Annotated in this window: 13 protein-coding genes and 2 tRNA genes; 5 read left to right on the top strand and 10 right to left on the bottom strand. The window is 67.0% G+C overall.

Annotated elements, in window-relative coordinates:
• Positions 1–91: 91 nt before the first annotated feature.
• Positions 92–274 (bottom strand): hypothetical protein, encoded by a 183-nt coding sequence (locus AC3A6M_RS10385; RefSeq protein ID WP_487852647.1) that lies wholly within the window; start codon positions 272–274, stop codon positions 92–94.
• 159 nt (positions 275–433) lie between these two features.
• Between AC3A6M_RS10385 and AC3A6M_RS10390 the strand changes: the two genes are divergently transcribed.
• Positions 434–1,333: an alpha/beta hydrolase gene (locus AC3A6M_RS10390; protein WP_487852648.1), complete on the top strand. Its 900-nt coding sequence runs from the start codon at positions 434–436 to the stop codon at positions 1,331–1,333.
• Positions 1,334–1,340: 7 nt separating this feature from the next.
• On the opposite strand, the gene AC3A6M_RS10395 is transcribed toward AC3A6M_RS10390, so the two are convergent.
• Entirely contained in the window at positions 1,341–1,637 is a 297-nt protein-coding gene (locus tag AC3A6M_RS10395; protein WP_487852649.1) for a 2Fe-2S iron-sulfur cluster-binding protein, read from the bottom strand.
• A 128-nt stretch (positions 1,638–1,765) separates the two neighbouring features.
• On the opposite strand from AC3A6M_RS10395, the gene AC3A6M_RS10400 reads away from it, so the two are divergent.
• Together AC3A6M_RS10400 and AC3A6M_RS10405 are read left to right on the top strand one after the other, a co-directional pair.
• Positions 1,766–2,944, top strand: coding sequence for a L,D-transpeptidase family protein (locus tag AC3A6M_RS10400; protein ID WP_487852650.1), 1,179 nt, complete (start codon positions 1,766–1,768; stop codon positions 2,942–2,944).
• A gap of 26 nt (positions 2,945–2,970) precedes the next feature.
• The gene (locus AC3A6M_RS10405; RefSeq protein WP_487852651.1) at positions 2,971–3,660 is read left to right on the top strand and encodes a M23 family metallopeptidase; all 690 of its coding nucleotides are present in this window, start codon (positions 2,971–2,973) and stop codon (positions 3,658–3,660) included.
• A gap of 21 nt (positions 3,661–3,681) precedes the next feature.
• Here AC3A6M_RS10405 and AC3A6M_RS10410 read toward each other — a convergent pair whose 3' ends face one another.
• The 5 genes from AC3A6M_RS10410 to AC3A6M_RS10430 form a co-directional block, all read right to left on the bottom strand.
• Positions 3,682–5,466, bottom strand: a complete 1,785-nt coding sequence (locus AC3A6M_RS10410) for a M4 family metallopeptidase (protein WP_487852652.1) — start codon at positions 5,464–5,466, stop codon at positions 3,682–3,684.
• 223 nt (positions 5,467–5,689) lie between these two features.
• Positions 5,690–6,265: a hypothetical protein gene (locus AC3A6M_RS10415; protein WP_487852653.1), complete on the bottom strand. Its 576-nt coding sequence runs from the start codon at positions 6,263–6,265 to the stop codon at positions 5,690–5,692.
• A 10-nt stretch (positions 6,266–6,275) separates the two neighbouring features.
• Positions 6,276–7,460, bottom strand: coding sequence for a zinc-dependent alcohol dehydrogenase (locus AC3A6M_RS10420; protein ID WP_487852654.1), 1,185 nt, complete (start codon positions 7,458–7,460; stop codon positions 6,276–6,278).
• A gap of 271 nt (positions 7,461–7,731) precedes the next feature.
• Positions 7,732–8,598, bottom strand: coding sequence for a KPN_02809 family neutral zinc metallopeptidase (ypfJ, locus tag AC3A6M_RS10425; RefSeq protein WP_487852655.1), 867 nt, complete (start codon positions 8,596–8,598; stop codon positions 7,732–7,734).
• A gap of 15 nt (positions 8,599–8,613) precedes the next feature.
• Positions 8,614–8,799, bottom strand: a complete 186-nt coding sequence (locus AC3A6M_RS10430) for a hypothetical protein (protein ID WP_487852656.1) — start codon at positions 8,797–8,799, stop codon at positions 8,614–8,616.
• A gap of 164 nt (positions 8,800–8,963) precedes the next feature.
• On the opposite strand from AC3A6M_RS10430, the gene AC3A6M_RS10435 reads away from it, so the two are divergent.
• Positions 8,964–9,926 (top strand): methyltransferase, encoded by a 963-nt coding sequence (locus AC3A6M_RS10435; RefSeq protein WP_487852657.1) that lies wholly within the window; start codon positions 8,964–8,966, stop codon positions 9,924–9,926.
• 157 nt (positions 9,927–10,083) lie between these two features.
• The gene (locus AC3A6M_RS10440) at positions 10,084–11,694 is read left to right on the top strand and encodes a methyl-accepting chemotaxis protein (RefSeq protein WP_487852658.1); all 1,611 of its coding nucleotides are present in this window, start codon (positions 10,084–10,086) and stop codon (positions 11,692–11,694) included.
• A 45-nt stretch (positions 11,695–11,739) separates the two neighbouring features.
• On the opposite strand, the gene AC3A6M_RS10445 is transcribed toward AC3A6M_RS10440, so the two are convergent.
• From AC3A6M_RS10445 to serS, 3 genes are all read right to left on the bottom strand, one after another.
• A tRNA-Ser gene (locus tag AC3A6M_RS10445) sits at positions 11,740–11,829 on the bottom strand.
• A 295-nt stretch (positions 11,830–12,124) separates the two neighbouring features.
• Positions 12,125–12,214, bottom strand: a tRNA-Ser gene (locus AC3A6M_RS10450).
• Between the two features lie 82 nt (positions 12,215–12,296).
• On the bottom strand, positions 12,297–13,592 hold the full coding sequence (gene serS, locus AC3A6M_RS10455; protein ID WP_487852659.1) for a serine--tRNA ligase: 1,296 nt from the start codon (positions 13,590–13,592) through the stop codon (positions 12,297–12,299).
• Between the last annotated feature and the right edge of the window lie 14 nt (positions 13,593–13,606).

Consider the following 13,606-nt stretch of genomic DNA (forward strand, 5'->3'; position numbering starts at 1 on the left):
CAATCATCGACCGGAAGGGCTCCGGTCATCGCCCGGAAGGGTTCCGGTCATCGCCCGGAAGGGCTCCCGTCATCGCCCGGAAGGGCTCCCGTCATCGCCCTTCCTTTTGTTTCGCTCCGCCGCCGGCGCCTTTGCCCTTGCCGGCCTTGATGGTGGTCTTTTCGTTGTGGCTGCTCTTGTCCGGATTGACGCCGGCCCGGCGCTTGGCCAGGTCCTCTTCCGAGGCGTTGGCCGACTGCTTGTTCTGGTTGCCGCTGGATTTCGATTGAGTCATGGCAATTCTCCTGAAGTGGAAAACGAAAAAATGTGAAAACGTGACAAATGGATGACGTTTTCGCGCAGACTAGCATGCCAGGGCGGTGCCGGCTTTCAATCGTGCGCGGTGTTGGTATGATGGCCTTCTTGCCGTTTTTACATTGGAAAGATCTCACCCATGCTGCGCCGCCTGCTCCCCCTTGCCCTCGCCATGACCTGTGCCGGCGCCACCGCCGCCGCGCCGAAACCCATGACCCTCGCCGACTACCTGGCCCTGAAGGGCCCGGTGCCGAACGCCACCTTCGAATACGGCAGCGCGCCTTCGCAGTTCGCGGAGCTGTTCCTGCCGGGCGGCCCCGGCCCCTTCCCGGTGGCGGTGCTGGTGCACGGCGGCTGCTGGACCAGGGAATTCGGCGGCATCACGCAATTGCGCAACCTGGCCGGCGCGCTGGCGGAGCGCGGCATCGCCTCCTGGAACATCGAATACCGGCGCGTCGACGAGGCGGGCGGCGGCTATCCGGGAACCTACCAGGACATGAACGCCGCCCTCGCCATGCTGGCCCAGCAGGCGCGGCGTTATCCGCTCGACCTGAACCGCCTGGTGGCGGTCGGCCACTCGGCCGGCGGCCAGCTGGTGCAATGGATGGCGGGCCGGCCGCGCATTCCGGCCACGAGCCCGCTATACCAGCCGGACCCGCTGCCGGTGCGGAACGTGGTGAGCCTGGGCGGGCTGGCCGACCTGCGCCGCGAACAGGCCCTGATCAAGTCGAGCTGCGACCGCGAGATCGGGCAGTTGACCGGCGCGCCCGGCGACAAGCGCAGCGACGTGTTTTCCGACACGAATGCCGGCGACCTGCTGCCGAACGGCAGCCGCATCATCCTCGTGACGGGCGAGCTGGACCGCATCTCGCCGCCGCGCGTCGCCAGGGATTTCGCGGCGCGCGCACGGGCCGCAGGCGATGCCGCCGAGGTCGTGATCCTGCCGGGCGCCAGCCACTACGACGAAGTCTCGGCCCATTCGCACGCCTGGCCGCTGGTGCTGCAGGCGATCGAATCCGCGCTCAAGCCGAACCGCTGACCGGCCGTCAATCCCAGGCGATCCGCCTGGCCAGCCGCTGCTCCACCGTCACGTCGCCTTCCGGCACGGCGACGCAGGGCAGCACATGGCCTTCGCGTTTCTCGTCGAAGGACAGCCCCGGCCACTCGACCAGGTAGCGCACCTTGCCGCTCGCCAGCCGGCAGATGCAGGTGCGGCAGGTGCCGTTGCGGCAGGAGCTGGGCAGGTCGATGCCGGCCTGCTCGGCGGCATGCAGGATGGTCGTGTCCGCGGGTGCGGGAACGGTCCATCCGGAAGGCTGGAAGGTGATCGTGAAGTCGGTCATGATGGCGATTGTACCGTCCTCCGTGGCGTCCGTACGCCGGCCCAAGGATGGGTTCGTTCGCGCACAGACCCTGGCCCGGTGCGGCACTACGCTGAGGTTTCCAACTGTAAGTAATGCAGGAAACCAATATGAAAAAAATCGCCCCCGCCATCCTGGCAATCCTGGCCGGCAGCGCATGCGCCGCCGCCGGCGCCCAGCAGGCCTACCTCGTCAAGAACAGCCAGGCCGCGACCGTGCAACAGGCTCCCCGGCAAACCACGCAGGCGACCCAGCAGCGCCCGGCGACGGCCGTCAACGTCCAGCCCGCCGCGCCCGCGCGCGCGCAGGCGAGCGCGGCCCAGCCGGCTCCTGCGGCTCCAGTCCCGGCGCCGGCCCCGGCAGCCCCGGACCCCGCCGCGCAAATGCCGGCCGCGGCCCCGGCCCCGCAGGCACCCGCCGCCGGCGCGCCGGCCGCCGCCCTCACCGAGTCCGACCGCCTGTTGCGCGCCCAGGTCCTGCTCGACCGCGCCCACTTCTCGCCGGGCGAGATCGACGGCGCCTACGGCTCCAACATGCGGCAGGCGCTGGCGGGCTTCCAGAAGGCGCGCAACCTGCCGGTCACCGGCAAGCTCGACGACGCCACCTGGAACGCCCTGAATGCCGATACGGCGCCGACCCTCATCGGCTATACGCTGGCGGACGCCGACGTCGCCGGCCCGTTCCGCCCGGTCCCCGACGACATGATGGAAAAGGCCAAGCTGCCCTCGCTCGGCTATGCCAGCGTGCAGGAAGGCCTGGGCGAGAAGTTCCACGCCAGCCCGGGCCTGATCGAGAAGCTCAATCGCGGCAAGAATCTTGCCCGCGCCGGCGAGCAGATCATGGTGCCGAACGTGACCGGCACCCCGGCGCTGCCGCCCGCGGCCCGGGTCGTGGTCTCGCGCGACGCGCACATCCTGACCCTGGAAGACGCCGGCGGCCAGGTGCTGGCGCAGTATCCGTCCTCGACCGGCAGCGAGCACGATCCGCTGCCGATCGGCACCTGGAAGGTTGAGGGCGTGGGGCGCAATCCGACCTATAACTACAACCCGAAACTGTTCTGGGACGCCAAGCCGGGCGATGCCAAGGCCAAGGTCCCGGCCGGCCCCAACAACCCGGTCGGCGTGGTGTGGATCGACCTGTCGATCCCGCACTATGGCATCCACGGCACCCCGGTGCCGGGCCTGGTCGGCAAGACCGAATCGCACGGCTGCATCCGCCTGACCAACTGGAGCGCGGCCGAAGTCGCCGGACTGGTCAAGGCGGGTACCGAAGTCGTGTTGCAGGAGTAAGTACTACCAACCACGAGGAGACCACGATGAGATGGCTGTTGACCTTCCTGCTCGGCGTGCTGGTCGGCGCCGGCGGCCTGTTCGCCTGGCTGCGCCAGATGCCCCATGAGCCGCCGGCGCCCGCCCAGGCTGCGAACACCGGTTCCCTGCCCGCCCCGCCGGGACCGGACATCGAGAGCAAGCTGCCGCCCGCGCCGAAGGTCACGCCCGACCTGACCGAACTCGACCTGCCGCTGCGCCCGTCCACCGCCGCGCTGCCGGCCGGGACCAGCGTACCCGAGCTCCCCTCGGGCAAGCTGATGGTGCCGGTCGAAGGGATGGCGCTGGCGAGCATCAAGGACAATTTCGACCAGCCGCGCGGCGCCGAGCGCCACCACGAGGCGCTCGACATCATGGCGCCCAAGGGCACCAGGGTGGTGGCGACGGCCGACGGCAAGATCGTCAAGCTGTTCACCAGCAAGCCCGGCGGCCTGACCGTCTACCAGTTCGATCCCAGCGAAAAATACGCCTATTACTACGCCCACCTCGACCGCTACGCCGACGGCCTGAAGGAAGGCATGGAGATCAAGCGCGGCGACCCGATCGGCTATGTCGGGTCGACCGGCAACGCCGACCCGAACGCGCCGCACCTGCACTTCGCGGTGTTCGAGCTGACGCCCGAGAAGCAGTGGTGGAAAGGGACACCGGTCGATCCCTATCCGCTGCTGGCGCAGTAAACAGGCCGGGCGGCCCCGCCCTCACTCGTCGACGTCGGGGCCGACGTTGATCGCCGCATAGGCGCGCTGCACGGCGATGGCCTCGCGGCTGCCCTTGCCGTACAGCTCCTCGGCCGACTCGATCATCCTGGCGCGCGCATTCGCATAGTTGGTGCTCGCGGTGAACTTGGTGGTGTTCGCCTTGAACCAGATGCGGTACGCCTTGTCGAGGCCGATGCCGCTCATCGCCGCCGGCGCCTTGACCAGGTATTTGCTGTAATAGTCGCTGGCCTTGTCGGCGCTCGAGCCTTGCGACAGGAAGTAGAACATGCGGTTGTTCGGCCCGCTGCTGTAGTGCACGTCGATGCGCTTGAGCGAGCTGCTCCAGGCGTCCGGGCTGCTGCCGTCCTTGCTCGGCTTGTACATCCAGCGCAGCGGCGTGCCGCTCTTGCTGATCTCCTTGCCCAGCACCCAGTCGTTGCCGGTGGCGGGAATCGTCTCGCCCTTCCCGCCCGCGCGCGCGTAGGCTTCGACCACTTCGCCGTTGATATCGGAAGCGGATTCGTTCAAGCCGCCCGATTCGCCCGAGTAGGTCAGGTTCGAGGTGGCGGCCGTCACGCCATGGCCCATCTCGTGGCCGATCACGTCGATCGAACCGAGGCTGGTGAAGCTGGAGCCGTCGCCGATGAACATGCAGCGGCAGGTGTCGCTGTAATAGGCGTTGTCGTAGGCGGTGTCGACGTGGGCCGCGATATAGGTCGCCGTGTTGTGGCCGTCCAGCGATTGCCAGCCGAAGATGTTCGAAAGCAGGTCGTAGGTGTTCATCAGGCCCCACATGGCGTTCACCGCCGCGGTCTGGCCATTGGCGTCCGTGGTCGAGCCGCCCGGCACATAGTTCTTGCCGTCGCCCCAGGTGTTGGTGTCGTTGACGTAGACGTTGCCGGCGGTGGTGCCGTGGTTGGCGTTGGTGATCGCCATCGCGCCGAACATGCCGCCCGTGCCGCGGCTGTCGTCGATCATCCTGTACTTGCCGTCGGCCAGGGTGGTGTTGATCGGTACTTCGCCGTTGTACTGGCTCTTGCCGACGCCGACCACGGTCTGCAGCATGTTCCACTGCGCGAGGATGCTGCCGTCGCGCGCGCTCACCACGGTGTCGAGGTAGACCGGCTTCTCGCCCACGTGCATGCGGGTGTGGACCAGGTAGGCCAGCTCGTAGTGGTCGACGACGTCCTCCACGTCGAGGGCGTTGAGTTCGTATTCCGGCTTGTCCCGGGCGGCCGCGGTGCGTTCGGTGCGCATGACCGGATAGATGATCAGCTCGGCGCTCGGCGGGGCCACATGGCGCGCCGTCGCGCCCTGGCTGCCGAGGGCCACGTCGATCGCCTGCTTGGGCGAAATCGCTGGCGTGACGCTGAAATCGCTGCCCGGACCGCCGCCCTCGGCTGCGCCCGCACCGGTATTCTTTCCGAGGCCGAGGCGGCGCTCGGAGCTCGACTCGGACTGGATCCGTCCGTTCGGGTCCAGCACCACCACCGATTCCGAACCGAAGACCGGCACGCCCTTCCAGGTATGGGCGACGCGCGCGACCTGGGTGCCCTGCATGCCGGGATGCTGGGTCAGCACCGTGAAGCCATGGCGTGGGTCCAGGCCGCGTTCGGCCCGGCGCGCTTCGAGCTGGGCCACGATGGCGGCCTTCGACTGCGGCGTGGCCGGCGCCGGCGCGCTGACGGTCGTCAGGGGAAGCGGCGCCGCCATGAGCGGAGCGCCGGACAGGGAGAAGACGGCGCCGATCGACGCCGCCAGAAGTGTGCGGGAACGCAGGTTCATCTCGCCTCCATTCGGTTGGACTGCACCAGGAGCCGGTTCGGGCGAACTCGGCTTTGGGCGCCATCAGAGTGTGGACGAGGTTCCGTAAAGAGATTTGCTCAAGCACAAAAAGCCCCACAGCGGCCGAGGCCGGTGTGGGGCGTATCGTGGGGCGGTACGACCGGTACCGTCTTGCCAGCGTTACCGCTACACACGCAAAACTTGGCGGGATAGCGCCGGTATTTCAGCGCTGGCGCCGGCGCATCAGGTAAACCGCGGTACCCACCACCGCCGTGGCAAGCGCTGCCTTCTTCACCAGCCCCGCCTTGTTGTGCTCCCACTCGGCCTTGATGCCCATCTCGGCGAACACGTTCGGCACCTTGCCCTTGGCCAGGTCTTCGCCGATGCCCTCGACCACGTTGACGCGGTCGGCGGCCAGCAGGATCAGCCAGTGGCGCATGTCGTTCTCGGACCAGCGGAAGGCCAGCCGGCGCATCATGCCGGACAGGCCTTTCGGCGGCTGGGCGGTGCCGAAGATCGGCGTGATGCCGGGGCGCTCGGTCGACGTCAGGATCTCGACGGTTTCCGGTTGCTGCGGCAGCTTGCCCTCATGCGCGTGGATGAAGCGCGGCGGGGTGCGTTCCATCGGCACGGCCGGGCGGTTCTTGCGGTCGAGGTCGGCGCCCCAGCCCTTGATGTGGGCCAGCTGTTCGCGCGAGGGCCGCTGCGGCACCATCGGATAGTCGTTCTGGTGCTCGTCGGCGTGGCCGTGGCCGTGGTGCTGGTGCGAATCCGGATTCACTTGGTCGGAAGTTTGCATGGGGGGCTCCTTAATGCAGTGCGCTGGCCTGGACCGCGCGGACCTCGTGGGCGCGCGGCGGGATCAGGACGGTCTTGATGCAGTTGTCGAGCTTGCTCGAGAAGATGTGGTAGGCGTCGGCGATTTCTTCGAGCGGCACGCGGTGGGTGATGATGTCCTTCGGGCTCAGGCGGCCTTCGCGGATATGCTCGATCAGGCGCGGCAGGTGGCGCTTGACGCTGGCCTGGTTGGCGCGGATCGTCAGGCCCTTGTTCAGCACGTTGCCGATCGGGACCATGTTGAAGGTCGGCCCATACACGCCCACGATCGACACGTTGCCGCCCTTGCGCACAGAGTTGATGCACCAGTGCAGGACCGTGGAGGAGCCGGCCTGCATCTTCATCAGGCGCCCGGTCAGGGTCTGGGCGATCGAGCCGGCGGCGTCGCCGCCCACCGCGTCGATGCAGACGTCGGCGCCCATCCAGTCCGTCATCTTCTTGATGTGCTCGGCCATGTCCTCGACTTCGCGGAAGTTGACCACCTCGCACTGGGCCCAGCGCTTGACGAATTCGAGGCGGTATTCGAGCTCGTCGACCACGATCACGCGCCCTGCCCCCATCAGCCAGGCCGACTTGGCGGCCAGGATGCCGATCGGGCCGGCGCCGAAGATCACCACGGTGTCGCCTTCGCTGATGTCGCCCATCTCGGCCGCCTGGTAGCCGGTCGGCGTGACGTCGGTGAGCAGCACGGCGTCGTCGTCGTGGATGTCGTCCGGGATCACCATCGGGCCGACGTCGGCCATCGGCACGCGCACGTACTCGGCCTGCCCGCCGTCGTAGCCGCCGGCCGTGTGCGAGTAACCGTAGATCGCCCCGACCGCGGTCGATTCGGGGTTCGTGTTGTGGCAGTTGCCGTACAACTCGTGCTGGCAGAAGAAGCAGGAGCCGCAGAACAGATTGAACGGCACCATCACCCGGTCGCCCACCTTCAGCGTCTGCACGTCCGAACCGACGTCCTCGACCACGCCGATGAACTCGTGGCCGAAGGTATGGCCGACGCGGGTATCGGGCACCATGCCATGGTACAGGTGCAGGTCGGAACCGCAGATGCAGGTGCGGGTCACGCGCACGATGGCGTCGCCAGGATGTTCGATGACGGGATCGGGCTTGTAATCTGCGCGGACGCGATATGGCCCCCGGTAATTCATTGCCAGCATATGTCCTCCTCGGATTGGTTGACGGCCCGCAGCTCAAGCGGGCACTTGGACAAGAAGTTATGTCAAAACGCCAAGGAAGGCGATACGCGCACGGAAACGAACGCGGGTTTCCGGACAAATTTTGTATCCGATTGTTTTTAAAAGGAAATTTCTTATTCGCTAGAAACGACAACGGCCGAGAAGCGCAGCCGTACATTCGGTACGGCCGGTCCGCCGTAGCGGAGCATCACCGGCCGCTCCCGCGACGCGCAGTAGGTTTGCGAGGCTCTCCTCAAAGCTGGCGCGCCTCGAAGGTGTTGCACTGCTCCACGCTACCGGTCTGCAAGCCCTTCGTGAACCAGCGTACCCGCTGGGCCGAGGTACCGTGGGTGAAGGAATCGGGCACCACCTCGCCGCGCGACTGGCGTTGCAGCGCGTCGTCGCCGATTGCGCTGGCCGCTTTCAGGGCCGACTCGACGTCGCCCTGCTCGATGATCTGCTTGGCCTCGTTGGTGTGGTAGGCCCAGACGCCGGCGAAGCAGTCGGCCTGCAGTTCCACGCGCACCGACAGCGCATTCGCCTCGGTCTCGGACAGGCGCTGGCGCATGCTGTCGACCTTGCCGGAGATGCCCAGCAGGTTCTGCACGTGGTGGCCGACCTCGTGTGCGATCACATAGGCCTGGGTGAATTCGCCGCCCACGTGGAAGCGCTGCTGCATCATGTTGAAGAAGGACAGGTCGATGTAGACCTTGCGGTCCGCCGGGCAGTAGAACGGCCCGACCGCCGCCTGGCCGGTGCCGCAGCCCTGGGTCGGCGTGCGGCCGTCGTACAGCACCAGCACCGGCGGCGTGTAGGTGCCGCCGTTGGCCTTGAAGATCTGGGTCCAGGTGGTTTCGGTGTAGCGCAGGACCGTCCGCACGAACTGCGTCTCCTGGTCGTTGGCGGGCGGATGCGAAGGCGCCTGCTGGACCTGGGCCGGCGAACCGCCGGACAGCAGGTTCAGGATCGTGCCGGGCGAGACCCCGAAGAACCAGGAACCGATCAGCGCGATGACGATCGTGCCGATCCCCACCGTGCCGCCGCCGATGCCGAAGCCGCCGCCTCCACCACCGCGGCGGTCCTCCACGTTGTTACTCTGTTCGTCGCCTTGCCAACGCATGCTGTTCTCCTTGCTTTATCGTCCCGTGGGCCGCTTCAGGCCCACCGCGCCCGCCTGTTCGCGGGCATCCTTGTTGCGGAATTCCTCATCGGCCGCGATACCGGCGCGCCGCTCGTCGTGCAGCTGGCGCTCGTGGCGTTCGCGTTCGACTTCACGCTCGAGGCGGGAATTGAGTGAAGCGTTCGGCAGTTTCGTGCTCATGACCATCCTTCGTGATTTGCCGGGCGCCATCGCCCAGCCCGTTGTTCGAGTATGCGCGGGCATGCCCGGCGGGTATGTACGACCCTTCACATAATGCATCGACTTTTCACTATTATGTACGCTGTCGCACGGAGACGTCCCGACACCGAAGTCATGCTGGCGCCATGACCCTGAACCTGCGCTCCCCGTCCGCCCTCTCCGCCCTCGGCCGCCGGCTGCTCGGCCAGGATTATCGCTTCACCACCGTCACCCCTGCCACCCACAGGCGCGTCAACCGCCGCCCGGAAAACGCCTGGGCGCAGGACCTGCGCGGCGTGCTCGGCTGGAATCGCCCCTACCGCGCCGGCGTGCTGCCGGCGGAGCTCGACGCCCTGCTGCTCGATGCCGGGCTGCGCGAGGAGGTCGAGCAGGATGGCAGCAGCGGCTGGCGCGCGCGCATCCGCGCCTCGACCATCGGCCGCCAGCTCTACTTCCATTCCGCCTGGCCGACCGACGACGACGACGCCGTGTTCTTCGGCCCCGACACCTACCGCTACGTCGCCGCGCTGCGGCGCGCGCTGGCGTCGAAACTGCTGCGCCGCCCGGTCCGGCGCGCGGTCGACATCGGCTGCGGCGCCGGACCGGGCGCGATCGAGCTGGCCCTGTGCCGGCCCGACGCCACCGTGTACGGCGCCGACATCAACGCCGACGCGCTCGCGCTCACCGAGATCAACGCGGAACTGAACGGCGCCGCGCAACTGATCCCCTGCCGCAGCAACCTGCTGGACGGCGTCGACGGCCACTTCGACCTGGCGATGTCGAACCCGCCCTACATCCTCGATCCGGACGAGCTGCCCTATCGCCACGGCGGCGGCGAGCATGGCGCCGCGCTGTCGATCCAGATCGTCAGGACCGCCCTGGCGCGCCTGCATCCGGGCGGCAGCCTGCTGCTGTACACCGGCGTCGCGATCGTTGACGGCGAGGACCGCTTCCTGGCCGCGATCCGCCCGCTCCTCGACGCCGCCTGCGAGGAATGGCATTATGAAGAGCTGGACCCGGACATCTTCGGCGGCCAGCTCGACTGCGAAGGCTACGAACAGGTGGAGCGCATCGCCGCCGTGTGGCTGCACGCGGTGAAGCGGCGCTGAACGCCGGCGCCGTCGAAAGAAAACCACAGATCCATTATCAGGCTGTAATCGATTGCCAAAATTCCCAGTCGGCAATTTTCATTGCATCATATAATCGGCTGCACCCGTTCAACGCCAGGCCTCAGCTCCGGCCATCGGCACCCATTGCTGAATCCCTATGAAGATCACCAACCTCAAGGTATGGGCGCGGCTTGCGCTCGCTTTTTCCATCGTCCTCGTCCTGATGGTGGCCCTGGCCATCAACGGCGTCGTCAACATGGCGACCATGCAGGACAAGATGACCCGGATCGTCGAGAGCGACAACGTCAAGGTGCGCCTGGTGGCGGGCCTGCGCCAGTCGGTGATGAACGCGATCATCAACGGCCGCAACATCGCGCTGATGAGCGACGCGGCCGAGATCGACGCCGAGAACAAGCGCCTGGCGGCCAACCGCGCCGAGTACAAGGTCCTGTCCGACAAACTGTCCGCCATCATCTCCAGCGAGGCCGAGAAGGCCGACCTGGCCAGGATCGCCGCCACCCGCGCCGCCGCGGTCGACGTGGTGACCAAGATGACGGCGCTGGTGAAGGCCGGCGAGCGCGAGCAGTCGAACCGCGTGCTGCTGGACGAACTGCAGCCGCTGCAGACCAAGACCATCGTCGCGATGGACGACATGGTCAAGCACCTCGAACAGCAGATGAACGCCGCCGCCGATGAAGCCGCGGCGGCGCACCAGGCGGCGCGCCGCGAGACCCTGGCGATCACCCTGGCGGCCCTGCTGCTGGGCGGCGCCATGGCCTGGATGATCACGCGCAGCCTGCTGCGCCAGCTGGGCGGCGAACCCGGCTACGCGGCCGACATCGCCGGCCGCATCGCCAACGGCGAGCTGGACGTGAAAGTCGCGCTGCGCGACGGCGACCGCGCCAGCCTGCTGTTCGCCATGGAGACCATGCGCGCCCGGCTGGCCGAGCTGGTCGGCCACGTGCGCCAGGCCACCCACCACATCACCCATGCCTCCAGCGAAATCGCCAGCGGCAATGCGGACCTGTCGGCCCGCACCGAGATCCAGGCCGGCTCGCTGGAAGAGACCGCGTCGACGATGGAAGAACTGACCTCGACCGTGAAGCAGAACGCCGATCACGCCCAGACCGCCAACGCCCTGGCGCGCGCCGCGTCGAGCGTGGCGGCGCGCGGCGGCGAGGTCGTGGCCCAGGTGGTGGACACCATGGGCTCGATCAACGACTCCTCGAAGAAGATCGTGGACATCATCTCGGTGATCGACGGGATCGCCTTCCAGACCAATATCCTGGCGCTGAACGCGGCGGTGGAAGCGGCACGCGCCGGCGAACAGGGCCGCGGCTTCGCGGTCGTGGCCGGCGAAGTCCGCAACCTGGCCCAGCGCTCGGCCGCGGCGGCCAAGGAGATCAAGGCCCTGATCGACGACTCGGTCGGCAAGGTCGACACCGGCAGCCGCCTGGTCAACCAGGCCGGCATGACCATGAGCGAAGTGGTCGACAGCATCGGCAAGGTGGCCGACATCATGGCCGACATCAGCGCGGCCACGGCCGAGCAGACCCACGGCATCGAACAGGCCAACCGGGCGATCATGGACATGGATGGGGTGACGCAGCAGAACGCGGCGCTGGTCGAGGAAGCGGCGGCGGCCGCGCAGGCGATGCAGCAGCAGGCGGCGGAGCTGGCGACGCTGGTGAGTGTGTTCAAGGTGGGGGTTGCGGCGCAGGCGGTGGCGCCTGGAGTGACGCAGCGGGCGATGCTGGCCATGCGCTGACCCAAAGCAAAAAGGCTCCCGAGGGAGCCTTTTTGCTTTACGTCTTGGCGGAGAGGGTGGGATTCGAACCCACGGTACGGTCACCCGTACGCCTGATTTCGAGTCAGGTACATTCGACCACTCTGCCACCTCTCCTGGTAACCGGTCGCTTGTTCGCGAGAGCACGCATTATAGGGGGTGGTTGGGAATCTCGCAAGGTGGTTTTGCCGCGTATCTTTTAGTACTGCAAAGCTAGAGGGACGAGCGCGCGCCCTCGGCGCGCGGGGCTGTGATTTGTGCGCGGCGCGCACAAATCACAGCAGTCGGGCGATTCGGGCGGGCCGGGCTGGCAGGCCCGGCCCTTCGAATCCCAACGGGAAGCGCGCAGGCGCTTCCCTCCCTCTCCGCCAAAAACAAAAAAGCGCCCAGTGGGCGCTTTTTTGTTTTGTCTTGGCGGAGAGGGTGGGATTCGAACCCACGGTACGGTCACCCGTACGCCTGATTTCGAGTCAGGTACATTCGACCACTCTGCCACCTCTCCTGGTAACCGGTCGCTGTATTCGCGAGAGGCCACATTATAGCAGGCCCCGGCGAAAACGGAAGAGTAATTTATCCAGCGAAACTCAGGCGGCCGGGGTCAGGCGCTCGAGGCCGCCCATGTACGGACGCAACACTTCCGGGATCACCACGCTGCCGTCCGCCTGCTGGTAGTTCTCCAGCACGGCGACCAGCGTGCGGCCGACTGCCAGGCCGGAGCCGTTCAGGGTGTGCAGCAGTTCCGGCTTGCCTTGGGCGTTGCGGAAGCGGGCCTGCATGCGGCGGGCCTGGAAGGCTTCGGTGTTCGACAGCGAGGAGATCTCGCGGTAGGTGTTCTGCGCCGGCAGCCAGACTTCCAGGTCGTAGGTCTTGGCGGCGCCGAAGCCCATGTCGCCGGTGCACAGCGACATCACGCGGTACGGCAGGCCCAGGCTCTTCAGGATGAACTCGGCCTGGCCGACCATCTCTTCGAGCGCTTCGTACGATTTTTCCGGATGCACGATCTGCACGAGCTCCACCTTGTCGAACTGGTGCTGGCGGATCATGCCGCGGGTGTCGCGGCCGTAGCTGCCGGCTTCCGAACGGAAGCACGGGGTGTGGGCGGTGACCTTGATCGGCAGGGTATCCAGCGGCACGATCTCGTCGCGCACCATATTGGTCAGCGAGACTTCCGAGGTCGGGATCAGGTAGAAGTTCTCGCCCTCGCCCTCGGCGCCGCCCTTCTTCACGGCGAACAGGTCTTCGCCGAACTTCGGCAGCTGGCCGGTACCGCGCAGCGAATCCGCGTTGACCATGTACGGGGTGTAGCACTCGGTATAGCCGTGCTGGCCGGTGTGGGTGTCCAGCATGAACTGGGCCAGTGCGCGGTGCAGGCGGGCGATGCCGCCCTTCATGACCGAGAAGCGCGAGCCGGTCAGCTTGGTCGCGGTGTCGAAGTCCAGGCCCAGCGGGGCGCCGACGTCGACGTGGTCCTTCACTTCGAAATCGAACTGGCGCGGGGTGCCTACCTTGCGCACTTCGACGTTGCCGGTCTCGTCCTGGCCGATCGGTGCGGACTCGTGCGGCAGGTTCGGGATCGCTTCCATGAAGCGCGCCACCTTTTCCTGCACATCGGCCAGGGCCACTTCGTTGGCCTTCAGCTCGTCGCCGATGCCGGCCACTTCCGCCATCACGGCGCTGGTGTCTTCGCCTTTGCCCTTCAGCATGCCGATCTGCTTCGACAGGCTGTTGCGCTTGCCCTGCAGTTCTTCGGTGCGCGTCTGGATCGCCTTGCGCTCGGCTTCGAGGGCATTGAAGCCGGCGACGTCGAGCTGGAACTTGCGGGTCGCGAGGCGCGCTGCGACGTTGTCGATGTCTTTGCGGAGAAGTTGGATGTCAATCATGTCGGGGTCGTTGC

Source organism: Telluria sp. Soil_C_11, assembly GCF_057657395.1.

What these genes read in the sequence shown, in the direction of transcription:
- AC3A6M_RS10385 (WP_487852647.1), bottom strand. Translation starts at nt 274, where the DNA reads ATGACTCAATCGAAATCCAGCGGCAACCAGAACAAGCAGTCGGCCAAC.
- AC3A6M_RS10390 (WP_487852648.1), top strand. Translation starts at nt 434, where the DNA reads ATGCTGCGCCGCCTGCTCCCCCTTGCCCTCGCCATGACCTGTGCCGGC.
- AC3A6M_RS10395 (WP_487852649.1), bottom strand. Translation starts at nt 1,637, where the DNA reads ATGACCGACTTCACGATCACCTTCCAGCCTTCCGGATGGACCGTTCCC.
- AC3A6M_RS10400 (WP_487852650.1), top strand. Translation starts at nt 1,766, where the DNA reads ATGAAAAAAATCGCCCCCGCCATCCTGGCAATCCTGGCCGGCAGCGCA.
- AC3A6M_RS10405 (WP_487852651.1), top strand. Translation starts at nt 2,971, where the DNA reads ATGAGATGGCTGTTGACCTTCCTGCTCGGCGTGCTGGTCGGCGCCGGC.
- AC3A6M_RS10410 (WP_487852652.1), bottom strand. Translation starts at nt 5,466, where the DNA reads ATGAACCTGCGTTCCCGCACACTTCTGGCGGCGTCGATCGGCGCCGTC.
- AC3A6M_RS10415 (WP_487852653.1), bottom strand. Translation starts at nt 6,265, where the DNA reads ATGCAAACTTCCGACCAAGTGAATCCGGATTCGCACCAGCACCACGGC.
- AC3A6M_RS10420 (WP_487852654.1), bottom strand. Translation starts at nt 7,460, where the DNA reads ATGCTGGCAATGAATTACCGGGGGCCATATCGCGTCCGCGCAGATTAC.
- ypfJ (WP_487852655.1), bottom strand. Translation starts at nt 8,598, where the DNA reads ATGCGTTGGCAAGGCGACGAACAGAGTAACAACGTGGAGGACCGCCGC.
- AC3A6M_RS10430 (WP_487852656.1), bottom strand. Translation starts at nt 8,799, where the DNA reads ATGAGCACGAAACTGCCGAACGCTTCACTCAATTCCCGCCTCGAGCGT.
- AC3A6M_RS10435 (WP_487852657.1), top strand. Translation starts at nt 8,964, where the DNA reads ATGACCCTGAACCTGCGCTCCCCGTCCGCCCTCTCCGCCCTCGGCCGC.
- AC3A6M_RS10440 (WP_487852658.1), top strand. Translation starts at nt 10,084, where the DNA reads ATGAAGATCACCAACCTCAAGGTATGGGCGCGGCTTGCGCTCGCTTTT.
- serS (WP_487852659.1), bottom strand. Translation starts at nt 13,592, where the DNA reads ATGATTGACATCCAACTTCTCCGCAAAGACATCGACAACGTCGCAGCG.